Origin of the sequence: Pseudomonas sp. NBRC 111124, from assembly GCF_001320245.1 — a bacterium.
Taxonomy (GTDB): Bacteria; Pseudomonadota; Gammaproteobacteria; order Pseudomonadales; family Pseudomonadaceae; genus Aquipseudomonas.
In genome coordinates, this window is sequence record NZ_BCBA01000004.1 from 19,259 (window position 1) to 44,773 (window position 25,515).

General features: G+C 62.6%; 20 protein-coding genes. 12 read left to right on the top strand and 8 right to left on the bottom strand.

Features of this window, described 5'->3' with window-relative positions:
* The first annotated feature begins 257 nt into the window (after window positions 1-257).
* The 5 genes from mexE to APH28_RS02055 all read left to right on the top strand — a co-directional run bounded on the left by mexE (window position 258) and on the right by APH28_RS02055 (window position 9,028).
* Complete coding sequence (gene mexE / locus APH28_RS02035; RefSeq protein WP_060507380.1) at window positions 258-1,499, top strand: multidrug efflux RND transporter periplasmic adaptor subunit MexE; 1,242 nt, start codon at window positions 258-260, stop codon at window positions 1,497-1,499.
* Window positions 1,500-1,511: 12 nt separating this feature from the next.
* The gene (locus APH28_RS02040; RefSeq protein ID WP_060507381.1) at window positions 1,512-4,691 is read left to right on the top strand and encodes an efflux RND transporter permease subunit; all 3,180 of its coding nucleotides are present in this window, start codon (window positions 1,512-1,514) and stop codon (window positions 4,689-4,691) included.
* Window positions 4,688-6,106, top strand: coding sequence for an efflux transporter outer membrane subunit (locus APH28_RS02045; RefSeq protein ID WP_060507382.1), 1,419 nt, complete (start codon window positions 4,688-4,690; stop codon window positions 6,104-6,106). Before APH28_RS02040 ends, APH28_RS02045 begins: the two co-directional genes overlap by 4 nt.
* Before the next feature lie 167 nt (window positions 6,107-6,273).
* Window positions 6,274-7,329: a HEAT repeat domain-containing protein gene (locus tag APH28_RS02050; RefSeq protein WP_060507383.1), complete on the top strand. Its 1,056-nt coding sequence runs from the start codon at window positions 6,274-6,276 to the stop codon at window positions 7,327-7,329.
* 103 nt (window positions 7,330-7,432) lie between these two features.
* Window positions 7,433-9,028 carry a response regulator gene (locus APH28_RS02055; RefSeq protein WP_060507384.1) on the top strand — a complete coding sequence of 532 codons (1,596 nt, stop codon included), beginning with the start codon at window positions 7,433-7,435 and terminating at the stop codon, window positions 9,026-9,028.
* Between the two features lie 13 nt (window positions 9,029-9,041).
* Here APH28_RS02055 and APH28_RS02060 read toward each other — a convergent pair whose 3' ends face one another.
* Entirely contained in the window at window positions 9,042-11,108 is a 2,067-nt protein-coding gene (locus APH28_RS02060) for a response regulator (RefSeq protein ID WP_371263058.1), read from the bottom strand.
* Between the two features lie 240 nt (window positions 11,109-11,348).
* Between APH28_RS02060 and APH28_RS02065 the strand changes: the two genes are divergently transcribed.
* Complete coding sequence (locus tag APH28_RS02065) at window positions 11,349-12,035, top strand: type 1 glutamine amidotransferase domain-containing protein (RefSeq protein WP_060507385.1); 687 nt, start codon at window positions 11,349-11,351, stop codon at window positions 12,033-12,035.
* A gap of 130 nt (window positions 12,036-12,165) precedes the next feature.
* Complete coding sequence (locus tag APH28_RS02070) at window positions 12,166-12,972, top strand: CSS-motif domain-containing protein (RefSeq protein ID WP_060507386.1); 807 nt, start codon at window positions 12,166-12,168, stop codon at window positions 12,970-12,972.
* A 16-nt stretch (window positions 12,973-12,988) separates the two neighbouring features.
* Here the strand turns inward: APH28_RS02070 and hppD are convergent, their stop codons facing one another.
* On the bottom strand, window positions 12,989-14,065 hold the full coding sequence (gene hppD / locus APH28_RS02075) for a 4-hydroxyphenylpyruvate dioxygenase (RefSeq protein WP_060507387.1): 1,077 nt from the start codon (window positions 14,063-14,065) through the stop codon (window positions 12,989-12,991).
* A 302-nt stretch (window positions 14,066-14,367) separates the two neighbouring features.
* Here hppD and APH28_RS02080 point away from each other — a divergent pair, with 302 nt between their 5' ends.
* Both APH28_RS02080 and rarD read left to right on the top strand, forming a co-directional pair.
* Window positions 14,368-15,954, top strand: coding sequence for a cyclic diguanylate phosphodiesterase (locus APH28_RS02080; protein WP_060507388.1), 1,587 nt, complete (start codon window positions 14,368-14,370; stop codon window positions 15,952-15,954).
* A 32-nt stretch (window positions 15,955-15,986) separates the two neighbouring features.
* Window positions 15,987-16,874, top strand: coding sequence for an EamA family transporter RarD (rarD, locus tag APH28_RS02085; RefSeq protein ID WP_060507389.1), 888 nt, complete (start codon window positions 15,987-15,989; stop codon window positions 16,872-16,874).
* Here the strand turns inward: rarD and APH28_RS02090 are convergent.
* Window positions 16,837-18,408 (bottom strand): TerC family protein, encoded by a 1,572-nt coding sequence (locus APH28_RS02090; protein WP_060507390.1) that lies wholly within the window; start codon window positions 18,406-18,408, stop codon window positions 16,837-16,839. The two genes, rarD and APH28_RS02090, sit on opposite strands and share 38 nt — an antisense overlap.
* Window positions 18,409-18,667: 259 nt before the next feature.
* On the opposite strand from APH28_RS02090, the gene APH28_RS02095 reads away from it, so the two are divergent.
* Window positions 18,668-19,249, top strand: coding sequence for a LysE family translocator (locus tag APH28_RS02095; protein WP_060507391.1), 582 nt, complete (start codon window positions 18,668-18,670; stop codon window positions 19,247-19,249).
* Here the strand turns inward: APH28_RS02095 and APH28_RS02100 are convergent.
* Both APH28_RS02100 and APH28_RS02105 read right to left on the bottom strand, forming a co-directional pair.
* Window positions 19,184-20,032 carry an AraC family transcriptional regulator gene (locus APH28_RS02100; RefSeq protein WP_060507392.1) on the bottom strand — a complete coding sequence of 283 codons (849 nt, stop codon included), beginning with the start codon at window positions 20,030-20,032 and terminating at the stop codon, window positions 19,184-19,186. The genes APH28_RS02095 and APH28_RS02100 overlap by 66 nt on opposite strands.
* 10 nt (window positions 20,033-20,042) lie before the next feature.
* Window positions 20,043-20,585 (bottom strand): helix-turn-helix domain-containing protein, encoded by a 543-nt coding sequence (locus tag APH28_RS02105; protein ID WP_060507393.1) that lies wholly within the window; start codon window positions 20,583-20,585, stop codon window positions 20,043-20,045.
* Between the two features lie 153 nt (window positions 20,586-20,738).
* Here APH28_RS02105 and APH28_RS02110 point away from each other — a divergent pair, with 153 nt between their 5' ends.
* Window positions 20,739-21,521: an aldolase gene (locus tag APH28_RS02110; protein ID WP_060507394.1), complete on the top strand. Its 783-nt coding sequence runs from the start codon at window positions 20,739-20,741 to the stop codon at window positions 21,519-21,521.
* A 33-nt stretch (window positions 21,522-21,554) separates the two neighbouring features.
* Window positions 21,555-22,442 (top strand): dihydrodipicolinate synthase family protein, encoded by an 888-nt coding sequence (locus APH28_RS02115; RefSeq protein ID WP_060507395.1) that lies wholly within the window; start codon window positions 21,555-21,557, stop codon window positions 22,440-22,442.
* 64 nt (window positions 22,443-22,506) lie between these two features.
* On the opposite strand, the gene APH28_RS02120 is transcribed toward APH28_RS02115, so the two are convergent.
* From APH28_RS02120 to APH28_RS02130, 3 genes are all read right to left on the bottom strand, one after another.
* On the bottom strand, window positions 22,507-23,925 hold the full coding sequence (locus APH28_RS02120) for a short-chain fatty acid transporter (protein WP_060507396.1): 1,419 nt from the start codon (window positions 23,923-23,925) through the stop codon (window positions 22,507-22,509).
* Between the two features lie 189 nt (window positions 23,926-24,114).
* Window positions 24,115-24,771, bottom strand: a complete 657-nt coding sequence (locus tag APH28_RS02125; RefSeq protein ID WP_060507397.1) for a CoA transferase subunit B — start codon at window positions 24,769-24,771, stop codon at window positions 24,115-24,117.
* 34 nt (window positions 24,772-24,805) lie between these two features.
* Window positions 24,806-25,504, bottom strand: coding sequence for a CoA transferase subunit A (locus APH28_RS02130; protein WP_054885320.1), 699 nt, complete (start codon window positions 25,502-25,504; stop codon window positions 24,806-24,808).
* Between the last annotated feature and the right edge of the window lie 11 nt (window positions 25,505-25,515).

Genomic DNA, 25,515 nt, shown 5'->3' on the forward strand with positions numbered 1-25,515 from the left:
CTTCGCGGGCAAGCCCGCTCCCACAGGGATCGCACAAACTTCAGAGCCTGTGCAGTACCTGTGGGAGCGGGCTTGCCCGCGAAGAGGCCAGTACTGCCTTTAGAGAGCTTACCTGCTGGCCCCGTCACATGCCCGCCATCGATGATTGATCCCGACATATCATTGCGCGTGATAATAACCTTCGCTGCGTTCGATTCGTGCGTCACGCGCAAGGCACTCACACTCCGCCCACTACTAATACATTGGCGGAGTTCTCCATGGACCACTCACTCAAACCCTTGCGCTTCCCCCTCGCTGCCCTGGCAGTGGTGGTGCTCAGCGCTTGTGGCCGCACCCCCGACGCCGTGCAGGCTCCCGCCGCGCCCAAGGTCAGCGTCGCCAAGGTCATCGAGCAGCCGATCAACGAATGGGACGAGTTCACCGGCCGCCTGGAAGCGCCGGAAACCGTCGAAGTGCGCCCACGGGTCTCCGGCCAGATCGACATGGTGGCGTTCACCGAAGGTGCTCAGGTGAAGAAAGGTGACCTGCTGTTCCAGATCGACCCGCGCCCGTTCCAGGCTGAAGTCCGCCGCCTCGAAGCTCAGTTGCAACAGGCCAAGGCCACCGCCATCCGCAGCGCCAACGAAGCCCGCCGTGGCGAGCGCCTGCGCGACAGCAACGCCATCTCTGCCGAGCTGGCCGAGTCGCGCAGCAGCGCCGCTGCCGAAGCCCGCGCCGGGGTCGATGCGATCCAGGCGCAGCTCGACCTGGCTCGCCTTAACCTCAGCTTCACCCGGGTCACCGCGCCGATCAGCGGCCGCGTCAGCCGCGCCGAATTCACCGCCGGCAACATCGTCACTGCCGATGTCACGCCGCTGACCAGCGTGGTGTCCACCGACAAGGTGTACGCCTACTTCGACGCCGACGAGCGCGTGTACCTCAAGTACACCCAGCTGGCGCGAGAAGGCCAGCGCGGCCAGAGCACCCCGGTGTACCTGGGCCTGACCAACGAAACCGGTAACCCGCACCTGGGCCAGATGAACTTCGTCGACAACCAGGTCAACCCGCGCACCGGCACCATCCGTGGCCGCGCCGTGTTCGACAACCGTGACGGCCAGTTCACCCCTGGGCTGTATGCGCGCCTGAAGCTGGTCGGCAGCGCCCAGTACGACGCCGTGCTGATCAATGACGAAGCGGTCGGCACTGACCTTGGCAAGAAGTTCGTGCTGGTCATGGACAAGGACAACAAGGCCGCCTACCGCGCCGTGGAGCTGGGACCGAAGCTCGAAGGCCTGCGCATCGTGCGCAGCGGCCTGGCCAAGGACGACCGCATCGTGGTCAAGGGCCTGCAGCGTGTGCGCCCAGGCTCGCCGGTGACCCCGGAAGAAACCCCGATGGCCAGTGAACAGACCCTCGCCGCCCTCGCCCAGCAGCGCCAGGCCCTGGAGGCCAGCAACCCGGCGCCGAAAGTGGCCGGCACCACCGAAAAAGTCGCCAGCGCCCAGGCGCCACGCGGTTAAGGGACCCCACCGATGAACTTTTCGAAATTCTTCATTACCCGGCCAATCTTCGCCGCGGTGCTGTCGCTGGTGCTGTTGATCGCGGGCTCGATCTCGCTGTTCCAGCTGCCGATCAGCGAATACCCCGAAGTGGTCCCGCCGACCGTGGTGGTGCGCGCCAACTTCCCCGGCGCCAACCCCAAGGTCATCGGCGAGACCGTCGCCGCGCCGCTGGAACAGGCCATCACCGGTGTCGAGAACATGCTGTACATGTCCTCGCAATCCACCGCCGACGGCAAGCTGACCCTGACCATCACCTTCGCCCTGGGCACCGACCTGGACAACGCCCAGGTGCAGGTGCAGAACCGCGTCACCCGTACCCAGCCCAAGCTGCCAGAGGAAGTGACCCGGATCGGTATTACCGTCGACAAGGCGTCGCCCGACCTGACCATGGTCGTGCACCTGACCTCGCCGGACAACCGCTACGACATGCTGTACCTGTCCAACTACGCCATCCTCAACATCAAGGATGAGCTGGCGCGCCTGGGCGGCGTCGGTGACGTGCAACTGTTCGGCATGGGCGACTACTCGCTGCGTGTGTGGCTCGACCCGAACAAGACTGCGTCGCGCAACCTGACTGCCAGCGACGTCGTGGCGGCTATCCGCGAGCAGAACCGCCAGGTCGCTGCCGGCCAGCTGGGCGCCCCGCCCGCCCCTGGTGCGACCAGCTTCCAGCTGTCGATCAACACCCAGGGCCGCCTGGTCAACGAGGAAGAGTTCGAGAACATCATCATCCGTGCCGGTGCCAATGGCGAAATCACCCGCCTGAAGGACATCGCCCGGGTCGAGCTCGGTTCCAGCCAGTACGCCCTGCGCTCGCTGCTGAACAACCAGCCGGCAGTGGCCATCCCGATCTTCCAGCGCCCAGGCTCCAACGCCATTGAGATCTCCGACGAAGTGCGGGCAAAGATGGCCGAGCTGAAGAAGGACTTCCCGCAAGGCATGGACTACAGCATCGTCTATGACCCGACCGTGTTCGTGCGCGGCTCCATCGAAGCGGTGGTGCACACCCTGTTCGAAGCGCTGATCCTGGTCGTGCTGGTGGTGATCCTGTTCCTGCAGACCTGGCGCGCCTCGATCATCCCGCTGATGGCCGTACCCGTCTCGCTGATCGGTACCTTCGCGGTGATGCACCTGTTCGGCTTCTCGCTCAACGCCTTGTCGCTGTTCGGCCTGGTATTGGCCATCGGCATCGTGGTGGACGACGCCATCGTGGTGGTGGAGAACGTCGAGCGCAACATTGGGCTAGGCTTGAAACCCCTGGAAGCCACGCAAAAAGCCATGAGCGAAGTGACCGGGCCGATCATCGCCACGGCACTGGTGCTGTGCGCGGTGTTCGTGCCTGCTGCGTTCATTTCCGGCCTCACCGGGCAGTTCTACAAGCAATTCGCGCTGACCATCGCCATTTCCACCGTGATCTCGGCGTTCAACTCGCTGACCCTTTCCCCCGCGCTGGCGGCCGTGCTGCTCAAAGACCACCACGCGCCGAAGGACCGCTTCTCGCGGTTCCTCGAACGCCTGCTGGGCAGCTGGCTGTTCGCCCCGTTCAACCGCTTCTTCGACCGTGCCAGCCACAGCTACGTCGGCGGCGTGCGCCGGGTCATCCGCTCCAGCGGCATTGCCCTGTTCATCTATGCCGGGCTGATGGGCCTGACCTACCTGGGCTTCTCATCCACGCCGACCGGTTTCGTCCCGGCGCAGGACAAGCAGTACCTGGTGGCCTTCGCCCAACTGCCAGACGCCGCCAGCCTCGACCGCACCGAGGCGGTAATCAAGCGCATGAGCGAAATCGCTCTCGAGCAACCGGGCGTAGCCGATTCGGTGGCCTTCCCGGGCCTGTCGATCAACGGCTTCACCAACAGCCCGAACAGCGGCATCGTGTTCACCCCACTGAAGCCGTTCGACGAGCGCAAGGACCCGAGCCAGTCGGCTGCAGCGATTGCCGCCGCGCTGAACGCTAAGTTCGCCGACATCCAGGACGCCTACATCGCGATCTTCCCGCCACCGCCTGTGCAAGGCCTGGGCACCATCGGCGGCTTCCGTCTGCAGATCGAGGACCGCGGCAACCTGGGCTACGAAGCGCTGTACAAAGAGACCCAGAACATCATCGCCAAGAGCCACAACGTGCCGGAACTGGCGGGGTTGTTCACCAGCTACCAGGTCAACGTGCCACAGGTCGATGCCGCCATCGACCGGGAAAAGGCCAAGACCCATGGCGTGGCGATCACCGACATCTTCGACACCCTGCAGGTCTATCTGGGTTCGCTGTACACCAACGACTTCAACCGCTTTGGCCGTACTTATCAGGTCAACGTCCAGGCCGAGCAGCAGTTCCGCCTCGATGCCGAGCAGATCGGCCAGCTGAAAGTGCGCAACAACCTCGGCGAGATGATCCCGCTGGCGACCTTCCTCAAGGTCAGCGACACCTCCGGGCCTGACCGGGTGATGCACTACAACGGCTTCATCACCGCCGAGATCAACGGTGCCGCAGCCCCGGGCTACAGCTCCGGCCAGGCTGAGGCGGCGATCGAAAAGCTGCTCAAGCAAGAGCTGCCCAATGGCATGACCTACGAGTGGACCGACCTGACCTACCAGCAGATCCTCTCGGGCAATACCGCGCTGTTCGTGTTCCCGCTGTGCGTACTGCTGGCCTTCCTGGTGCTGGCCGCCCAGTACGAGAGCTGGAGCCTGCCGCTGGCGGTGATCCTGATCGTGCCGATGACCCTGCTGTCGGCCATCACTGGCGTGATCGTGTCGGGTGGCGACAACAACATCTTCACCCAGATCGGCCTGATCGTGCTGGTGGGCCTGGCGTGCAAGAACGCGATCCTGATCGTCGAGTTCGCCAAGGATGAACAGGCCAAGGGCCTCGACCCGCTGGCTGCGGTGCTGGAGGCCTGCCGCCTGCGCCTGCGGCCGATCCTGATGACCTCGATCGCCTTCATCATGGGTGTAGTGCCGCTGGTGTTCAGCTCGGGTGCCGGCTCGGAAATGCGCCATGCCATGGGTGTGGCGGTGTTCTCGGGGATGATCGGCGTGACCGTGTTCGGCCTGTTCCTGACCCCGGTGTTCTTCTTCCTGATCCGCCGATTCGTCGAGCGTCGCCAGGCCCGCAAGGCCGAACACGCGCCTGTGCTGGAGAACCATGCATGAACCTGCTCAAACCCCTGACACCGAGCCTGCTGGCACTGGCCCTGGCGGCCTGCGCAGTAGGCCCGGACTACAAGACGCCGGACACGGAACCTGCGCAATTCGACAGCACCGACGTGCGGGCCAAGGCCTTCGACCGCAGCCGCTTCGAAAGTTTGTGGTGGAAGCAGTTCGACGACCCGGTGCTGAACCAGCTGGTGCAGGCATCGCTGGAAGGCAACCGCGACCTGCGCGTGGCCTTCGCCCGGCTCAAGGCAGCCCGGGCGATTTACGATGATGTCGCCAACGACCCATTGCCGGTGGTTACCAGCCGCGCCAGCAGCGAAATCGGCAAAGGCCAGGTTCCCGGCCAGACCACGCAGCGGGTCAACCAGGAGCGCTACGACCTAGGCCTGGACATGGTCTGGGAGCTTGACCTGTTCGGCCGCATCCAGCGTCAGATCGAGGCCAGCGAGGCTCAGGAAGCAACAGCGCAGGCCGACCTGCAACAGCTGCAGGTCAGCCTGATCGCCGAGCTGGTCGACGCTTACGGCCAATTGCGTGGTGCACAACTGCGCGAGAACATCGCCGTGGCCAACCTCAAGACCCAGCAGGAGTCGCGCAACATCACCGTTACCCTGCGCGACGCCGGGGTCGGCAACGAGCTCGACGTGGTGCGTGCCGATGCCCGTCTGGCCGGTGTTGAAGCCACCGTGCCGCAGCTGCAGGCTGAACAGGCCCGGGCGCGGCACCGCATCGCCACCCTGCTCGGCCAGCGCCCCGACGCGCTGAGCGTGGACCTTTCGCCCAAAGCCCTGCCAGCCATCTCCAAGGCCTTGCCGGTGGGCGACCCCGGCGAGCTGCTGCGCCGTCGCCCGGATATCCGCAGCGCCGAGCGCCAGTTGGCTGCAGCCACCGCCAATGTCGGCGTAGCCACCGCCGATCTGTTCCCACGGGTAAGCCTGAGCGGCTTCCTCGGCTTTACCGCCGCCCGTGGCTCGCAGATCGGCTCGTCGGCGGCCAACGCCTGGGCGCTGGGGCCAAGCATCACTTGGGCCGCCTTCGACCTGGGCAGCGTGCGGGCCCGCCTGCGCGGCGCCAAGGCTGATGCCGAAGGCGCCCTGGCCAACTATGAGCAGCAGGTGCTGCTGGCCCTGGAGGAGTCGGCCAACGCCTTCAGTGACTACGACAAGACGCAGCAGCGTTTACTGTCGCTGATGCGCCAGAGCGACGCCAGCCGCAAGGCGGCCGACCTGGCCTCGGTGCGTTATCGCGAGGGCACGGTGGACTACCTGGTGCTGCTCGATGCCGAACGCGAACGCCTGAGCGCCGAAGACGCCCAGGCCCAGGGCGAGGTCGAGCTGTACCGCGGCATCGTCTCGATCTACAAGGCCCTTGGCGGCGGCTGGCAGCCGGAAACCGTCGCCAGCACACGCTGACCCGCCCCGTTTCAACGACTCCTTTGGTTGGTGACTCTCCCAACCTTTTGCCCCGCAGGCCTTGGTCCGCGGGGCTTTTTTATTGACCCTTGGCGACCCTGCGGCTTGCAGCCCAGGGCATTCTGCCCCAAGCTCTCCCTTCCCACCGCCATGGATCGCTGCGCCCGATGCCCAGACGCCTCAGCTACCTGATCGCCGTACTGCTGCTGATTCTGGTGTCGATCGCCATCGTTTCCCTGCGCCGCGACGACAAGCCGGCACCGCCAGTGCTGCCGCCCCACAGTTACGGCAAGGCGTTGCGCCAGGCGCATGATGGCTTGCCGGGCGCCGCCCGGGTGCTGTATCAGCAACTGCAGCGCGATGACCTGACGCCAATCCGCCGCGCCGCACTCTATGCCGAGTTGCCCAACTACCCCTCGCCACAGGCACTGAAGCTGGCCCGCCTGGACCTGGAAAACGACGACCCGCTGGTGCGCCGTGCAGCCATTGGCAGTATTCGCAAGCTATTGCCGCCCTCCCAGCGCAGCCTGGTGCTGGGGCCACTGCTGGACGATGACGAGCAGAGCGTACGCTTCGCCGCGGTGGATGCCCTGCTTGGCCTCGACCCCGATGCCATCGGCCTTTATTTCGGCCCGTTGCAGACTGCGCTGGAGCAGTACCAGCAGGCCCTGGAAAAGCAACCCGATGACGCCGAAGCCCAGGTGCACCTGGCGCGCCTGTACCTGCACGAAAATGATTACGACCAGGCGGCTGCAGCCCTGCAGCGCAGCCTCTCGGTGGCCCCGGATGGCTCTGACGCCTTGGCCACCCAAGTGCGGCTGCTGGAACGCCAGGGCCATCATGACCAATCCCGGCAGGTGCTGGCCAAGGCCCTGGCGCTGCGTCCGGACTCGGCATTCCTGCAATACGAGCTGGGGCTGTGGCTGATCCGCCATGACCAGCGTGAATACGCCTTGCTCGCCTTGTCGCGCGCGGTGGAGCTGGAACCGGAAAATGCCGATTACCGCTACACCTTGGCGGTGACCTTGCACGACCTGGATCAGTCCGATGCCGCGCAGAAGCAACTGGAAACCCTGCTCAGCCGCCAGCCGGCAAATCGCCGGGCGCGGGTGCAGCTGATCCAGTACTGGAAAGAGTCCGGCCAGCTGCAGAATGTTCAGGTCTTGCTGGCTGAGCTCGAGCGGCAGAACCCGGACGATCCCTTCTTGCAACAGGGGCTGTAGATTGCGTTGAACCCTGGATGAAAGCCAGCGGTCCAGTGGGTATCGGACCCTTCAGGTGCCAAGGGCACTGTCCGACCTTGTCGACCGTTTCAGGAGAATCGCATTGGCCAGCTCGTTGGCGATGGACGAACGTGCTCTGATCCTGGCCCCGGATCAGCTTGCCAGCAATACGTCGAAGTTGCTGGCGGCAGCCGGCGTCGATTGCTTGTGCGCGCAGGATATCGCCAGGCTGCAGGCTGGTCTGATTGAGGGCGCAGGCCTGGCGATCATCGCCGAAGAGGCGCTGAACGTGAGTGCAATCAGCCTACTGCAGGGGTATATCGACCAACAGCCGGCCTGGTCCGACCTGCCCATCGTGCTGCTGACGTGCACGCCCGCTGCGACCACTTCTGCCGCCATGCTTGCGGGCAACCTGACCCTGCTTGCCGCACCTTTCGAAGATGATCGCCTGCTCGATCTGGCCCAGACAAGTTTGCGCAACCGGCGCCGCCAGTACCTCGCACGCGACCATATGCTCGACCTGCAACAGCGCTTGGAGGCGCGTAGCGAGGAACAGCAGATTATCGACCAAGCTTTGCAGCAGACCCGCAAGATGGAGGCAATCGGCCAACTGGCCGGCGGCGTGGCGCATGACTTCAACAACCTGCTGACCAGCATAGGAGGCAGCTTCGAGCTGATCGACCGGCGCCTGAAGAACGGGCGTAGTGACGGCCTTGATGGGATCCTGCGCATGGGCCAGCAAGCCGTGTCACGCGCCGCAGTGCTTACCCATCGCCTGCTCGCGTTTTCGTCCAGGCAATCGCTGCACAGTCAACGCATCGACCTGCTTGCGCTACTGCAACCGCAGCGCCTCGAAGCTGTCCTTGCCCAAGGAGTGGACCTGCACCTTGATCTTCCGGCAAACCTGTGGGCAGTGCAGGCGGACGAAGAGCAATTGCAAGAGGCGGTGAACAACCTGCTGGTCAATGCCTGCGAGGCCATGCCCAACGGGGGCATGTTGCGTATAGAAGCCAGCAACCAGCAGATTGACGCTCAGCAGGTTGGCAGCGGTGGGCTGGTCACAGGGGACTATGCCCGCCTGAGCATCATCGATGATGGCCAGGGCATGTCCCAGAGCACCCTGGAGCATGCATTCGAGCCCTTCTTCAGTACCAAGCCGGTGGGCCAGGGGATTGGGCTTGGCTTGTCGATGGTTTATGGCTTCAGCAAGCAGTCCCACGGCCACGTGGCGCTGTTCAGCGAGATCGGCCACGGCACACGCGTGGACCTTTACCTGCCCCGCCACCTTGATCCGCAACGCCCTGAGGCATCCAAGCCGTGCCCTTCGCCTGCCAGTAAAAGCCGTAATGTGCTGGTGGTCGAGGATGATCCTCATGTCCGCGAGCTGCTTTGCCAGGCGTTGCAGGATGAGGGCTATGCCTGCCGCAGTGCCAGCAACGCCAGCGAGGCCTTGCAGCTGCTGCGCTCGGCGCAGATGATTGACTTGCTGCTCAGCGATGTCGGCCTGCCGGGCATGAATGGCCGACAACTGGCCGAGATCGCGCGCAAGCTACGCCCGCAGCTTCCGGTACTGTTCATCACCGGATACGCCGAGACGGCGATGGCGCGCGAAGGGTTTCTCGCGCCGGGGATGCAACTGATCTGCAAGCCATTCGAGCTCAGGCAGTTGCAGGCACGAATAGCCGACATGCTGGGTTAAATCCTGGGCCCAGTCACTCGCTCAGCATCAGCAGGGCCTGGTTCATGAGGCTGGCCAACGCAAAAGGCTTGAGCATCAGTGCCGTGCCTGGCGTCTCGGACAGTTGTGGATCCAGCGGTTGGTCGTTGAAGCCGGTAATGAACAGGATCTTCTGCTCCGGCTCAACCATACGCACCGCCCTGGCGACCTGCCGCCCACTGAAACCACCCGGCAGGCCGATGTCGGTGATAACCAGATCGAAGGGGCCGTGGTGGCGAAAGCGATCGAGCGCCGAGTTCGCGTCCCTCACATCACACACCTCGAAGCCACGTTCCTGCAGGTACTCCTTCATTATCGAACGCAGGTTTTCCTCGTCATCGACCAACAGTAGCCGCTGGCCACTGGCCCGCGTTAGAGCGGGTACTGGTTGCGGGATGTCCTCGGCGATGTGCTCAAGGCAGCGCGGGAACACCATGCAGACCCTCAGACCGTGACCAGGCGCTGACTCGAGCCATACGCGACCACCCGACTGGCCGACGAAGCCATAGACCATCGCGAGCCCCAACCCGGCGCCATGGCCCATGGGCTTGGTGGTGAAGAACGGCTCGAACGCCCGGGCCATGTCCATTTCGGACATGCCGTGGCCATCGTCCGTGACGTACACGGCGACATAGTCACCCGGGGCTAAGCCTTGTTCATCGGGGAACGGTGCCTCCAGGCGCTTGTTGATCGTGCGCAGCGTCACCACACCACGCTCAAGGCAGGCCTCACGTGCGTTGACGAACAGATTGACCAACGCATTCTCTAGCTGCGCAACATCCAGGCAGACGGTCCAGGGTTTTACATCCAGCTCCCAGTCCACCCGCATTTCAGCACCTAGTACCTGGCGCAATAGCGGCTCCATGGCGGTCAGCTGGCGATTGATGTCCAGTGGCTTGGGCGACAGCGGTTGATGGCGGGAGAATGCCAGCAGACGGTGAGTGAGCGTCATGGCGCGTTGCACCGAATCGCTGGCAAGCGCCACATAGCGTTCGACTTGTTCCAGGCGTCCCTGGGCAATTCGCCGCTGCATGAGCTCAAGGCTGCCGCCGATACCTGACAGCAGGTTGTTCATTTCGTGGGCCATGCCGCCTGCCAGGTGGCTGACCGCGTCCAGGCGCTGGGCTGCCCATGCCATCGAATCGGATTGGCGCATGGCCTCTTCATGATCCTGCGAAATGTCTTGCCCTACGGCCGTCAGCAGCGTGCCGTCGAAACTCGCCGTCCAGCGGAACAGGCGGTAGTGCCCATCCTTGTGCCGCAAGCGCGTCTCGAGTTGCTCGCGCCCGCAGTTGCGAATGAACTCCATCACCGCAACCTCCACCTCGGCCCTGTCGGCAGGATGAACCAGTTCCAGGATCGACTTGCCGTGCACCTGATCTTCAGTCCAGCCCAGTGCGCGCTGCCAGGCCGGGTTGGCCGCTTGCAGCAGCAGATCGTGGGTCACAACGAGCATGGCATCGCGAGAGAGCTGCCAGATGTGATCGCGATCAGCCAGGATGCGCTCGATCTGGCGCTCGAACGCCAACGCCTGCTCGCGCCATCGATTATGTGCATCGACGCTGGCACTGGTTTCGATCACCGCGTGCAGAAACCCTACCACCTCATGCTGCTCGTCGCGCAACGGCGTGTAACTGAAGGCATAGCAGGCCTGGCTGTCCGATCGCTTCCACGGTAGCCACAGCGGCTGGCCTTCGACAAAGTTGGATTCACCTTCGAGTGCCTTGAACACCCAGGGCCCGATGCCCTTCCAGGCTTTTGCCCACAGTTTGTCGAACCCTTGCCCCAACGCATAGCCGCCACCTTCGAGCAACGCCGCGTAAGCGTCGTTGTGAATCACGGACAGCTCGGCGCCCCAGACCACTGCGCTGGGAAACGGCGACTGCAACATCATGTCGACGGCGATGCGCAACGGTGCCTGCCAGTGCGGCAGCGGCCCGAGCGAACTGTATTGCCACTCGAACTGCGTGATCTGCGCTGTCATGCCCTCTGCCACGGTCTGTCGTGTGGCTAGCTCGATGCCCTGCGCCGAGGGATTGCGCGGTGTGTCGTTTACGAACACTGTCGTGATTCCACCCTTGAGCTTGGGAAAAAAATACGTTTGCGCATGATCTGCCCCGATGGTTGCCACCGCAATAGCCGTACTGTTAACGGCCTCTCACTCGCCAGACCAGGCAGGTGTTGACCAATAGCATAGAGCCATTATCGAAATGGCGCCTTGCGCAACGAAAGCTATGCTCAATAGGTTTTCCCCGCGCCAAGCAACGCATTGCCCTTCAACGACAGACCAGGGAGCGTGGTGATGAGCAAGAAAATTCTGGTAGTAATGACCAACACGGCCAAATACCCGCTCCTGAAGCGGGCCACCGGCCTGTGGCTGGGTGAGGCGGTGCATTTTGTCGACGTCGTGCAGAAAGCCGGGTTTGAAGTCGATTACGTGAGCCCGGATGGCGGCTATGTGCCAATCGACCCGCATAGCTTGCAAATGGCCCCTGAGCTGGACTGGCAATGGTACGACGATAAGTCGTTCATGAACCGCCTGGGCGCATCGTCAAGCCCGGGTAAGGTCAAAGCAGGTGATTACTGCGCCATTTACTACACCGGTGGGCACGGGGTGATGTACGACTTCCCGGACAGCCAGCCGTTACAGGAACTGGCACGCAAGATTTACGAGGCCAATGGCGTTGTCGCCGCCGTCTGTCACGGTGTCGTGGGCCTACTGAACATCAAGCTCAGCGACAACAGCCTGCTGCTCAAGGACCGGCAGGTGACCGGCTTTTCCAACACTGAAGAAAAACTGGCAGAGCTGGACAAGGTAGTGCCCTTTCTCACCGAAAATGAATTGGTTGCGCGGGGCGGCATTTATAGCAAGGACGAAGACCCGTGGAAGCCTTTCGTGGTCTGCGACGTCCGGCTGATCACCGGGCAGAACCCCGCCTCGACAGGCCTGTTGGCTGAAAAGGTGATTGCTTGGCTCAAGTCGAAATGAGTCCTACACCTAAGCAGCGTAGTTCACATGACAAGCTTGGCTTTGGACTACAGCCGGGGGTCAGAGGGATTCGTAGGCTGTCCATTGGGTTGTCCATCTCGGGCCGCCCAGTGAAAGTGGGCCGAAGATCATGTCGAAATTCAAAACTGCAGGGCACAGCTTGATACAACTGCTGCTGGCTTTGGCGATCAGCTTGCTGCCGGTTGGCACCGGCTTGATGATCATGTTCTATCAGCAGGACAAGAAATTAGACGAGACCGCGCAGGTCTCTGTCAGCGAAGCTATCTATTCCGTGGACCTGGCACTGGACCGTATACACGCTTCAGCGTCTGCGGCAATGATGTTGGCAGGTACCGCCTGCGAGGATACCCAGGCGCAACTGGTCGATCAGGTTGCAAATGCAGCGCACCTGCGCTCGCTGGCATTGACCATTGACGGGCGTACTTATTGCAAAACCATGAAAACGCCCAACACACAGGATCAGATATTTCCAGATGAACAATCGCAATTTCGTCTGGTACTGGACCCGCCTGCAATGCCCAATGCCGTTCTGCTTGCCTATCAGCTGAGAGAAAAGCAGCTGGGTGTCATTGCCATCTCCTATGGCACATTGCTGCGCAATGAACTGCGTGCCTTTCAGACGGGGCTGACCCTGTTACTTGAGTTCGCGGATCTATACATCTGGGCGGATGGCGACAGTCGCGACCCGGTGCGGCCATCGCAAGACGAATTTTTCAGAGAGGGTGTCTCGACCAAGTATGGCTATACCGTCAAGGCAGGCTATGAAAAAGGGTTCTCGGCTCGAGAGAAGCGCCACGCCATGAAACAACTTTTCCCTTCCCTGGCACTGGTCGGGATCATTACTGGCTCGATTACTTACTGGGGTTTGTTCAGGCAACGTCACCAGCGTGTTCGCAGCGCCGCCAGCAAGGGCTGACGGCGCTACGTCTCACTCACTGCGCATTGAGCACGCCACGGCGGACCTGATCCCGTTCAATGGATTCGAACAGTGCCTTGAAGTTGCCTTCACCGAAACCGTCATCCCCTTTACGCTGGATAAACTCGAAGAACACCGGGCCGAGCAGCGTTTCAGAGAAAATCTGCAGCAGCAGGCGCTTGTCGCCTGACTCGGACGCACCGTCCAGGAGGATGCCGCGGGCTTGCAGCTGGTCGACCGGCTCGCCATGCCCAGGCAGGCGCTCTTCGAGCATTTCGTAATAGGTTTGCGGCGGTGCGGTCATGAAACGCATGCCGAAGCCCTTGAGCGCGTCCCAGGTCTTGAGCAGGTCATCGGTGAGGAAGGCGACATGCTGGATGCCTTCACCGTTGAACTGCATCAGAAACTCTTCGATCTGCCCGGCGCCCTTGGACGACTCTTCATTGAGCGGAATGCGGATCATGCCGTCGGGGGCAGTCATGGCCTTGGAAGTCAGGCCGGTGTACTCACCCTTGATGTCGAAGTAGCGAATTTCGCGGAAGTTGAACAGCTTCTCGTAGAAACCGGCCCAATACGCCATGCGCCCGCGATAGACGTTGTGGGTCAGGTGATCGATGATCTTCAGGCCTGCCCCTTGCGGGTTACGGTCGACGCCTTCGATGAAGTTGAAGTCGATGTCGTAGATCGAGCTGCCTTCTTCGAAACGGTCGATCAGGTACAGCGGTGCTCCACCGATGCCTTTGATCGCCGGCAGGCGCAATTCCATCGGGCCTGTTTCGATTTCGACCGGCTGAGCCCCCAGTTCCAGTGCCCGGGCATACGCTTCGTGGGCATTACGTACCCGGAACGCCATGCCGCACACCGACGGACCGTGCTCGGCAGCGAAGTAGGAGGCAATGCTCTTGGGTTCGTTGTTGAGGATCAGGTTGATGCCGCCCTGGCGATACAGGTGCACGTCCTTGGAGCGGTGGGTGGCCACCTTGGTGAAACCCAGGATCTGGAATACCGGTTCCAGCACGCCAGGTGTCGGCGAAGCCAGTTCGATGAATTCGAAGCCCATCAGGCCCATTGGATTTTCAAAGATATCAGCCATGTTCGTACCCTCATCTGCAGCGAAAATTAATGAATGCGTAGGATGTGGAACGGCAATGGTGGTGAGCACGGGATACCGCGCACGCTGCGGGCGAGGAAGTCACCAATGATCAGCTTGAACCCATGGTATGTCATATGGACCCATTCTCGGCGGGAGTTGATCCTCCAGAGGCGAAGGACCTTATTGTTGTATTCGTAAATCGATTCTACAGTGCGTAACTGGCTTTGTCGCGCATTAGTTCGCCACCGCTGCCGACAAAGGGCTATCCTCAGCACGTCAGTCTTCAGGAAGATCACCCCAGCATGCCCCTCACGGTCAAACGCCCCGCTCGCTGGAGCTGGCGCACGCTCCTGCCCTGGATCGTTGGCGTGGTGCCCCTTGCCTGTGGCCTGGTGGTGATGAACTGGCAGATCGAGCGCGAACTGCGCGCCACCAGCCAGGCAACCACACGCCAGGTAGTCGAGTATGTCGATCACATTCTAGACAACCTCGCCAATGCCGCGCAGGCGCTGCTGCCGCTGGCGGGGAGCCCCTGCGCGGACGCCCAGCTTGCCTTGCGCAGCCAAGTCACACGCAATGCCTTCGTGCGTTCGACCAACCTGGTCCAGCAGCACACCCTGTATTGCAGTTCGCTGTTCGGCGACTTCGATGAGCCCGTCGATGGCAACGACTACACCGATGGCCGGCTATGGCTGATGGATGGCAACTCGGTAACGCCCGGCCATGCCCTGCTTGTCTATCGGACCAGCGATGGTGACCGTGGCGCGATCAGCACCGTGGATGGCGATCACCTGCTCACCGCCTTGCGCCTGATCGGCCCGGAGGAAGCGTTACAGATTCGTGTCGGCAGTGCCTGGTTGGGCAAGGACGGCGTGGTGCACGACGGTACCCCACCGCTGGCTGCCGCCGCCGATGTCACCCTGGGCTCGACCCGCTACCCGTTCAGCGTGCACGGCGGCTACGAAGCCAGCAAAAAAGGTGAGGTGCTGCGCAGCCATTACCCCGCCCTGCTCAGCTTGCTGCTGGTGCTGGGCGTGGTGGCCGGTTGCGCCTGCCGCTGGCAGATTCGCCGGGCCAGTTCACCGCGCGCCGAATTGCGTCGTGCCCTTGAAGCGGACGAGTTTCTGCCGTATTTCCAGCCGGTAGTACGCAAAGGTGACTACCGCTGGGCCGGAGCTGAAGTGCTGATGCGCTGGAACCACCCCCGTGAAGGCTTGGTGCGCCCGGACCTGTTCATCCCCTACGCCGAACACAGCGGCCAGATCGTTGCCATGACCCGGGCCCTGATGCTGCATACCGCACAGAGCCTTGCGCCGTACGCCGCGCTGCTGGAAGACGGCTTTCACATCGGCATCAATATTACCGCCGACCACTGCCGCGACCTGAGCCTGCTCGACGACTGCCGCACCTTCCTGCAGCATTTCCCGCCTGGGCGGGTACGGCTGACGTTGGAGCTGACCGAGCGCAAGCTGCTCGAAGCCACACCGGTAGCCCTCGAGCTGTTCGCCAAGCTGCATGACATGGGGGTGATGATTGCTCTGGATGACTTTGGCACGGGCCAGTCGAGCCTCAACTACCTGCGCCAGTTCAAGGTCGATTACCTGAAGATCGACCAGAGCTTCGTGGCCATGATCGGTGGTGACGCGTTGTCGCAGCACATTCTCGACAGCATTATCGAGCTGTCCGGCAAACTGGGTCTGGGCATTGTCGCCGAAGGGGTGGAAACCGAAGTCCAGCGTGACTATCTTGCTGATTTCGGGGTGGACTTTCAGCAGGGCTACCTGTTTGCCCGGCCGATGCCGGCGGACGCGTTTCTCAGCGCACTGGCTACACGCCCCGGTGTTACGCGGTTGCCGCAAGACGCGCCCCCTGAGATCATGCGCGACTGATCCACCCGCTCACTCCCCTATCCGAGGCATTCGTGTCAAAAGGCATTATTTCGTCGGTCATGGCGTCCTGTCTGTTCGCCGTGATGTATTTCTATACGTCCTTGGTTTCGCCGCTCGACGGCGAAGAGATCTTTGGCTGGCGCACGTTGCTGACGCTGCCTTGCCTCACCCTGTTCATGCTGGTCAGCAAAGACTGGAAGCGCGTCGGCGAGCTGCTCGCCCGCGTACGTCAGACGCCGATCCTGCTGCTGGGCATGGTCGGTACTTCGTGGTTGATGGGCGTACAGCTGTGGCTATTCCTCTGGGCACCGCTGCACGGGCGCAGCTTGGAAGTGTCGATGGGCTACTTCCTGCTGCCGCTGGCGATGGTGTTGACCGGTCGCCTGGTGTACGGCGAGCGCCTGTCACGCCTGCAGAAAGTTGCGGTCAGCTGCGCCGCACTGGGCGTGGGACATGAGCTGTACCAGAATGGCAGCTTCGCCTGGGAAACCTTGCTGGTGACGATCGGCTACCCAATCTACTTCGTCTTGCGGCGACGCTGCCGCACCGACCACCTCGGTGGCCTGTGGTGCGACATGTGTCTGTTGCTGCCCTGGGCGGTGTACTTCGTTACCCAGGGGCCGCTGTCGGCAGCCGATCTGCAGCAACACCCAGGGCTCTACGGGTTAATCCCGCTGCTGGGGGCGATCAGCGCCTGTGCCCTGATCGCCTACGTGCTGGCCAGCCGCCTGTTGCCATTCAGCCTGTTCGGCCTGCTCAGCTACGTCGAGCCGGTGCTGCTGGTGGGCGTCGCCCTGCTGCTGGGTGAAACCATCGGCCCGGACCAGTGGCTGACCTACCTGCCGATCTGGGCCGCCGTGCTGGTGCTGGTGCTTGAAGGCTTCAAGCACCTGCTACGTCAGCGTCGACGTTCGGTGTAAGGCGCACCTGGCGCACCCGACGCTCCTCCACCGCCACCACGGTCATGCTCCAGCCGTTCCAGGCTAACTGGTCACCCACCACCGGCAGGCGGTCCAGCAAGCTCATCACCAGGCCCGCCAGGGTCTGATAGTCCTCGGTGGCACGAGCGCTGAAGCCTGTACGGGCCTGGACCTGGCTCAGGTTCAGGGCGCCACTGATGACAAAGCTGCCACCCTCCTCGATGATCGCCGGGCCTTCCACCTCACTGGCATCCGGCAACTCGCCGGCGATCGACTCGAGGATGTCGGTCATGGTCAACAGGCCGGTGAAATCACCGAACTCGTTGATCACGAAGGCAATGTGCGTCGACTGGCTGCGCATCTGCTCCAGGGCGTTGAGGATGCTGAAGCTCTCCAGCAGGTTCAACGGCGCCCGGGCCATCCGCTCAAGGTCTGGTTGGCTGCCGGACAACAGCTCCTTGAGCAGCTCCTTCTTGTGCACGAAGCCCAGCGGTTCCTCAATATGGCCATCGCGAATCAGCGGCAGGCGCGAGTACGGCGAGTTGGCCAAGGCCTCGGTGATGGCATGGGCCGGCTGCGCCAGGTCGAGCACATCAACCTCGGCCCGCGCGGTCATTACCGTGCGGATCGGTCGCTCGGCCAGGTTCAGCACACCACTGATCATCACGCGTTCACGGCGGTCGAACAGCACCTGCTCCTCGCCCCCTTCTACCAGGTCGGCAATTTCTTCGCCCACCTCGTCAGCCTCGACCCGACGACCACCCAGCAGGCGCAGCACGGCATGTGCAGTTCGCTCACGCAGTGGACGATGCTGTTGCAGGCTGCGTTTGCGGCGGGCACGGGCCAGCTGGTTGAACAGCTCGATAAGGATCGAGAAGCCGATGGCCGCGTACAGGTAGCCTTTCGGGATATGGAAGCCCAGGCCTTCGGCAGTCAGGCTGAAACCGATCATCATCAAGAAGCCGAGGCATAGCATGATCACCGTCGGGTGGGCGTTGACGAAGCGGGTCAGCGGCTTGCTGGCGACGATCATGATGCCGATCGAGAAAATCACCGCGATCATCATCACCGACAACTCTTCGACCATGCCCACGGCTGTGATCACCGCGTCCAGCGAGAACACCGCGTCGAGTACGACAATCTGCGCCACGATCGGCCAGAACAGCGCATGGCGTACCGCACCCGAAGCCTGGGTGACGTGCCCTTCCAGGCGCTCGTGCAATTCCATGGTGGCCTTGAACAGCAGGAACACACCACCAAACAGCATGATCAGGTCACGGCCGGAGAAACTCTTGCCGAACACCTCGAACAGCGGCGCGGTCAGGGTGACCATCCACGAGATGCTGGCCAGCAGGCCCAGGCGCATGATCAGCGCCAGGCTCAGGCCGATGACCCGCGCGCGGTCGCGCTGATGTGGCGGCAACTTGTCGGCGAGGATGGCGATGAACACCAGGTTGTCGATACCCAGCACCAGCTCGAGGACGATAAGCGTCAACAGGCCCAGCCAGGCCGTGGGGTCGGCTAGCCATTCCATTAGCGGGTACTCACGAAGGCGGCGTCACGAGGACGAAAGGGGGATGGCCAGAAGGGCCGAGAACTGGGGGGCTCCGCGAAGGTGCTCATAAAGACCTTGATCAAAAATAGGGAAAGAGATCCTACAAGCACAGCAGGTTTTTCAGATAGCGCGAAACTATTACAAAACCTGTAACACGCTGCAGGGGACTTTTGTTCAATACCCGTGACGCTTGAAGCCGCAGGATGGCAGGATCGTCCAACGCACGGAGTAACGGTAAATGAGTCTGTCTCTTTCCATGGCCGCTTTTGCCCTTGCCGCTTCGATCTCACCCGGTCCGGTCAATGTCGTCGCCCTCGGCAGCGGTGCCCGTCATGGCCTGCGGGCGAGCCTGTGGCATGTGACGGGGGCAACGCTGGGCTTTTGCCTGCTGCTGGTACTGGTAGGCCTGGGGTTGCACGAACTGCTGGTGCGCTGGCCGCTGCTGGGCAAGGCGCTGCACTGGGGCGGCGTGGCGTTCCTGCTGTACATGGCGTGGAAGCTGGCCAGCGATGATGGCCAGCTGGGGGGTAACGATCAGCAGCGTGCACCTTCGGCCTGGCAGGGTGCGGCGATGCAATGGCTTAACCCCAAGGCCTGGCTGGCAGCGGTGGCGGGCGTGGGTGCCTATACCGGTGGTGAACAGCAACTGCTGTGGTTGTTCACCTGGATCTACGGGCCGATTTGTTTCGTTTCGGTAGCCTGCTGGGCGTGGGCCGGGAGTGTGATCCGCCAGTACTTGCGGGAGCCGCGGTATCTACGGTTGCTGAATCGGGGGCTGGCCGTGTTGCTGGTGGGCAGCGCGGTTTATCTGCTGGTTTGAGGCCGGCACTGCATCGCGGTAATGCCCCGGTGTCGCCGCCAGGTGCTGCTTGAACGCCCGCTGCAGATGCGCCTGATCGGCAAAACCCGCCTCCAGTGCCACCTCAGCGATCGGCCTGCCCTTGCGCAGTTGCGCCCGCGCCTGCTGCACTCGCTGATCCAGCAAGTAACCGTGTGGCGTCAGGCCGAAGCGCTGGCGGAACGCACGGATCAGGTAGGACCGGGACAAGCCACAAGCCGCGCAGATGTCTGCCAGGCACAACGGGTCGCCTCGGTGGGCACGAATGAACGCCGCCGCGGCATCCAACTGCGGATGTTCGCTGCGCACTTTCTGCGCGCTGGGATGCAGATAACCGGGAAGATCGGCGAAAAAAGCGGCTAGGCGTGCTTCCCGATCACTCAATTCAGCGTCGAACATGTCGGCAAAGAGTTGCAGCAACCGGCTGTACAGCCCAGCAGAAGGACTGAACGTCTGCGCTGGCAATACGAAGCCCCGAGCCAGCAACCACGGCATGTCGACGAACAGCATCAGGTACGACCAAGGCTGCCCGGCGATCGGGTTACAGGTGTGCACCACACCGGGGTTCATCAACACCGTGGTACCGGCCATCACCTCGACCTGGCCGGCACCGCTCAGGTAGGTACTGCGCCCGCTAGTAATCACGCCGATGGAAAAGCTCTCATGGGAATGGGCGGCATAGCAGACCTTGCGCCCATCTCCCACGCGCCGGGCCTCGACGAAGGGCAATGCCGGATCCCGCCAGAACCGCGACACCTCGATCATCGCCCTGCCCTCATTCGCCGCTGTGGTGCACCACCACCAGCAGCTGCGCCGGCTGTTCGCCGACCGAGCGCAGGCGGTGTGGTGTCTGGGCGTTGAAGTGCAGCGCATCGCCCTGCTCCAGCAATACCCGCTCATTCATGAAGTCGACCTCCACCTGGCCGGCGTGAACGAACAGAAACTCCTCTCCCTCGTGCTCCTTGAAGGTCGGGTCGCTGAACTCGGTCGGTGGCTGGATCAGAAACGGCAGCAGGTTGTGCTGCCCGAACTGGCGGGTCAGCGCTGCGTAGCCCGGCCCGTGGCCATCACCCACCAACGCCTGACGCTCGCCTTGGCGCACCAGGCTGTAACGGCTCTGCCCGGCCTGCTCCTCAGCGAACAATTCTTCGACATTGACGTTCAGCGCCCGTGCCAGCTTGAGCGCAGCAGCGATCGAGGGCGTGTTCAGGCCGCGCTCCACCTTGGACAGGTAGCTTTTGGTCATGCCGGCTCTTTCGGCCAGCGCCTCCAGCGTGACTCCCAATTTTTTTCTCAATACTTTCAATCGGTTAGGCATGTCGCGCGATTTTCCCGGGATCCACAGGCTTGCTTATGACACTTTGTGTCATATAGGATTATTTGTGTCACGCACTGAGCTGCTCCTCAACCTACCAACGCTTCGGAGCGGGCCAGCGCCGACATCGCTCATCACGCCACAGAGGAACCCCCCATGGCCAAGACCCTGACACACAGCAAGGACCAGTTGGTCCAGCAGGCGCTGAAGCAGATGCAAGGCTCGCTTGCCGATAATACGTGGACTGTACGGGAAAAGCTGGCCCTCACCTGCCGAATTCTTTTCGATCACGGCCACGACTCCGGCCTGGCCGGGCAGATCAGTGCCCGCGGCCCGCAACCTGGCACTTTCTATACCCAGCAACTGGGACTGGGCTTCGACGAAATCAGCGCCAGCAATCTGCTGCTGGTCAACGAGGACCTCGAAGTGCTCGAAGGCCAGGGCATGCCCAACCCGGCCAACCGCTTCCACAGCTGGGTATACCGCGCCCGGCCGGATGTGCACTGCATCATCCACACCCACCCGACCCACGTTGCTGCCCTGTCGATGCTGGAAGTCCCGCTGCAGGTATCACACATGGACCTGTGCCCGCTGTACGACGATTGCGCATTCCTCGAAGCCTGGCCAGGCGTGCCGGTGGGCAACGAGGAAGGCGAAATCATCAGCGCCGCGCTGGGCGACAAGCGCGCCATCCTGCTCTCGCACCATGGCCAGCTGTCCACCGGCACCAGCATCGAGCAGGCCTGCGTTTACGCCCAGCTGATCGAACGCGCCGCGCGCCTGCAACTGCTGGCGATGTCGGCCGGCACCATCAAACCCATTGCTCCGGCGCTGGGCCGCGAAGCCCATGACTGGATCGACCGGCCCAAGCGACATGCCGCTGCCTTCAACTATTTTGCCCGTCAGAGTCTGCGTGCTCACCCCGACTGCCTTAACTGACCCCTGAATGCCTTGCTTGCGGAGCCTACAACCATGACCACTGAATTCCACGGCATCATCGGCTACACCATCACCCCTTTCAGCGCCGGCGGCGAACAGCTCGACCTGCCTGCACTGGGCCAATCCATCGGACGCCTGATCGACGGCGGCGTGCAGGCCATCGCCCCGTTGGGCAGCACCGGCGAAGGTGCTTACCTCAGCGACTACGAATGGCAGCAGGTTGCCGAGTACAGCCTCGACAAGATCGGCAGGCGGGTGCCCAGCATCGTCAGCGTGTCCGACCTGACCACGGCTGGCGCCGTACGCCGTGCCCGCTTCGCCCAGGCCCATGGCGCCGACGCGGTGATGGTGCTGCCGGCAGCCTACTGGAAACTCAGCGAAGCCGAGATCCTCCAGCACTACCGCGCTATTGGCGATGCAATCGATATCCCGATCATGCTCTACAACAACCCTGCCACCAGCGGCACCGACATGTCGGTGGAGCTGATCCTGCGCATCGTGCGCGAGGTGGCCAACGTGACGATGGTCAAGGAGAGCACCGGCGACATCCAGCGCATGCACAAGCTGCAGCTGCTTGGCGAGGGCCAAGTGCCGTTCTACAACGGCTGCAACCCATTGGCCCTGGAAGCGTTCGTGGCCGGGGCCAAGGGCTGGTGCACCGCAGCGCCTAACCTGATTCCGGCGTTGAACCAGGCGCTTTACCAAGCTGTGCTTGAGGGTGACCTGGCGCGGGCCAGGGCGCTGTTCTACCGGCAGTTGCCGTTGCTCGACTTCATTCTCAAGGGCGGCTTGCCAGCGACCATCAAGGCTGGCCTGGGAATGACTGGCTTACCAGTAGGTGAGCCACGGCGGCCGGTGTTCGGGCTGGATGAGCCAGAGCGAGCGGCCCTGGCAGCATTGCTGGCAACGCTGGCTGATTGAAAACCGGCACCGGCCTCTTCGCGAGCTTGCCCGCAAAGAGGCCGGTGCAGCCAACGCAATTACTTCAAGGCATTACTGGCGGCACGTATTGCAACGTGGCGCCCAGCGCCCACAGCAACACCAGCACCAGCGGCACATGCACCAGCAACTGCACGAACGAGAAGCCGATCAGATCACGTGCCTTCAACCCCAGCACGCCCAGCAGCGGCAGCATGTAGAACGGGTTGATCAGGTTCGGCAGCGCCTCGGCGGCGTTGTAGATCTGCACGGCCCAGCCCAGGTGGTACTGCAGGTCGTTGGCTACCAGCATCACGTAAGGCGCTTCGATGATCCACTTGCCACCCCCCGACGGGATGAAGAAGCCCAGCACCGCCGAGTACACACCCATCAGCAGCGCGTAAGTGTCATGGGTGGCGATCTGGGTGAAGAACAGCGAAATGTGGTGGGCCAGGGTCTGCTCATCCACACCTTTGACCTGGGTAAGGATTGCCGCGATCGAGCCATACAGCGGGAACTGGATCAGCACCCCGGTGGTGGTCGGCACGGCGCGGGCCACGGCATCGAGGAAGCTGCGCGGGCGCCAGTGCAGCAAGGCACCGAGCATGATGAAAAGCAGGTTGTAAGTATTCAGCCCGGAAATGGCGGTGATCGCAGGCTTGGTGGCGAACTCCTGGTACAGCCAGCCGCCGGCCAGGGCCACCAGCATCAGGATCAGGATCGGGCTGTGCTCCAGCCATTCGCCCGGGCGGGTACGCTTGGGTGCCGGTGGCGCGGTAAAGCTGGGATCGACACCGCAGTCTTCGGCGCTGCGCGCACTGTTCGGGCCAGGTGCCGTGGCATAGGCGATCACCAGCGAGACGATTACCAGGGCCGCCAGCATCACGCCGGACTGCCAGAGAAAAATGGTCTCGGTGAACGGGATCACGCCAGTGATCGACAGGATCGAAGGCGGCAGACTGGCCGGGTTGGCTTGCAACTGTGCAGCCGAAGACGACAGGCCCAGCGCCCAGACAGCACCCAGGCCCAGATAAGCCGCAGCACCCGCAGCGCGGTAGTCCATCTTCAGTTCGGTCCGACGGGCAAGGGCACGGACCAGCAGCCCGCCGAACACCAGCGACAGGCCCCAGTTGAGCAGCGAGGCCAGCATCGAGATCAGTGCGACCCAGCACACCGCAGAACGGCCATTGCTGGGGATGCGCGCCAGGCGGTCGATCAGGCGGGCAGCGGGTGGCGAGCTGGCCACTACATAACCGCCGATGACCACGAAGGCCATCTGCATGGTGAAAGGGATCAGGCTCCAGAAGCCATCGCCGAAGGCTTTGGCGGTGTCGGTCGGTTTGGCACCCATGGCCAGGGCGCCGATGCACACCAGCAGCACGGCCAGGGCGGCGAATACCCAGGAGTCGGGGAACCAGCGTTCGGCCCAGTTGGAACAGCGCAGGGCAAAGCGGGCGGAGCGGCTGTCTTGGATTTCAGCGGCCACGGTTACTTCCTTTTATTGGTTTTATCGGACTTTTCAGCAAAAACGCAAAAAACCCTGCAGGAGCGGCCTTGTGTCGCGAAAGGGCTGCAAGGCAGCCCCACCATTTCAGCACCAACGCCGAGATCGAGGGGCCGCTCTGCTGCCCTTTCGCGACACAAGGCCGCTCCTACAGGGGGGCAGTGTGACGCTTTAGAAGGTCATCTCCTTTACATCGTCCGGCACGATCAGCTTGCCAGCGGTTTTCTCGATGATCTCTTCAACGCTCACCCCCGGCGCGGTTTCACGCAGGATGAAGGCGCCGTCTTCAATCTCCAGGTAGGCCAGGTCGGTCAGCACCTTGCGGATGCAGCCGGCCCCGGTCAGCGGCAGGCTGCAGCGCGGCAGCAGCTTGGACTCGCCATCCTTGGAGGCATGGGTCATGGTGACGATGATGTTATCGGCACCGGCCACCAGGTCCATGGCGCCGCCCATGCCTTTGACCAGCTTGCCAGGGATCATCCACGAGGCGATGTTGCCTTCCACATCCACTTCGAAGGCGCCCAGCACGGTGAGGTCGACATGGCCGCCACGGATCATGGCGAACGATTGCGCCGAGTCGAAGATCGACGCACCACGGCGAGCGGTGACGGTCTGTTTGCCGGCGTTGATCATGTCGGCATCAAGAGTGCTTTCGGTGGGGAATTCGCCCATGCCGAGCAGGCCGTTTTCGGACTGCAGCATCACGTCCATGTCGGCCGGTACATAGTTGGCCACCAGGGTCGGGATGCCGATGCCGAGGTTGACGTAGTAGCCGTCCTTCAGTTCACGGGCGACGCGTTGCGCCATCTGTTCGCGGGTCAGTGCCATGGTCAGGATCTCTTTGTTGTTCTGATGGACGGCCTCAGGCCTTGACGGTGCGCTTTTCAATGCGTTTTTCGAAGGTGCCGACGATCACCCGGTCGACGTAGATGCCCGGGGTGTGGATCTCGCTGGGCAACAGCACGCCAGGCTCGACGATTTCCTCTACTTCGACCACGGTGATCTTGCCGGCGGTGGCCGCCAGCGGGTTGAAGTTCTGTGCGGTGTTGCGGTACACCACGTTGCCGTAGTGGTCGGCCTTCCAGCCCTTGACGATGGCGAAGTCGCCGGTGATGGACTCTTCGAGGATGTACTTGCGACCCTTGAACTCGCGTACTTCCTTGCCGTCGGCAACCGGGGTGCCGTAGCCGGTGGCGGTGAAGAAGGCCGGGATACCGGCACCGCCGGCGCGCATCTTCTCGGCCAGGGTGCCTTGCGGGGTCAGTTCGACTTCCAGTTCGCCACTGAGCAGCTGGCGTTCGAATTCAGCGTTCTCGCCAACGTAGGAGGCGATCATCTTGCGGATCTGCCGGTCTTCCAGCAGCACGCCCAGGCCGAAGCCGTCGACGCCGCAGTTGTTGGAAACGACAGTCAGGCCCTTGACGCCAAGGCGCTTGATTTCGGCGATGAGATTCTCGGGAATGCCGCACAGGCCGAAGCCACCGGCCAATACCGTCATGTTGTCGGTCAGGCCTGCCAGGGCCTCTTCATAGGTTGCTACGCGCTTGTCCAGTCCGGCCATGCTGATCCGCC

Excerpts from the sequence above, each read along its gene's own strand:
- APH28_RS02045 (WP_060507382.1), top strand. The coding sequence starts at position 4,688 with ATGAACCTGCTCAAACCCCTGACACCGAGCCTGCTGGCACTGGCCCTG.
- APH28_RS02065 (WP_060507385.1), top strand. The coding sequence starts at position 11,349 with ATGAGCAAGAAAATTCTGGTAGTAATGACCAACACGGCCAAATACCCG.
- APH28_RS02130 (WP_054885320.1), bottom strand. The coding sequence starts at position 25,504 with ATGGCCGGACTGGACAAGCGCGTAGCAACCTATGAAGAGGCCCTGGCA.
- APH28_RS02095 (WP_060507391.1), top strand. The coding sequence starts at position 18,668 with ATGAGTCTGTCTCTTTCCATGGCCGCTTTTGCCCTTGCCGCTTCGATC.
- mexE (WP_060507380.1), top strand. The coding sequence starts at position 258 with ATGGACCACTCACTCAAACCCTTGCGCTTCCCCCTCGCTGCCCTGGCA.
- APH28_RS02040 (WP_060507381.1), top strand. The coding sequence starts at position 1,512 with ATGAACTTTTCGAAATTCTTCATTACCCGGCCAATCTTCGCCGCGGTG.
- APH28_RS02115 (WP_060507395.1), top strand. The coding sequence starts at position 21,555 with ATGACCACTGAATTCCACGGCATCATCGGCTACACCATCACCCCTTTC.
- hppD (WP_060507387.1), bottom strand. The coding sequence starts at position 14,065 with ATGGCTGATATCTTTGAAAATCCAATGGGCCTGATGGGCTTCGAATTC.
- APH28_RS02090 (WP_060507390.1), bottom strand. The coding sequence starts at position 18,408 with ATGGAATGGCTAGCCGACCCCACGGCCTGGCTGGGCCTGTTGACGCTT.
- APH28_RS02080 (WP_060507388.1), top strand. The coding sequence starts at position 14,368 with ATGCCCCTCACGGTCAAACGCCCCGCTCGCTGGAGCTGGCGCACGCTC.
- APH28_RS02125 (WP_060507397.1), bottom strand. The coding sequence starts at position 24,771 with ATGGCACTGACCCGCGAACAGATGGCGCAACGCGTCGCCCGTGAACTG.
- APH28_RS02110 (WP_060507394.1), top strand. The coding sequence starts at position 20,739 with ATGGCCAAGACCCTGACACACAGCAAGGACCAGTTGGTCCAGCAGGCG.
- APH28_RS02070 (WP_060507386.1), top strand. The coding sequence starts at position 12,166 with ATGTCGAAATTCAAAACTGCAGGGCACAGCTTGATACAACTGCTGCTG.
- APH28_RS02100 (WP_060507392.1), bottom strand. The coding sequence starts at position 20,032 with ATGATCGAGGTGTCGCGGTTCTGGCGGGATCCGGCATTGCCCTTCGTC.
- APH28_RS02050 (WP_060507383.1), top strand. The coding sequence starts at position 6,274 with ATGCCCAGACGCCTCAGCTACCTGATCGCCGTACTGCTGCTGATTCTG.
- APH28_RS02105 (WP_060507393.1), bottom strand. The coding sequence starts at position 20,585 with ATGCCTAACCGATTGAAAGTATTGAGAAAAAAATTGGGAGTCACGCTG.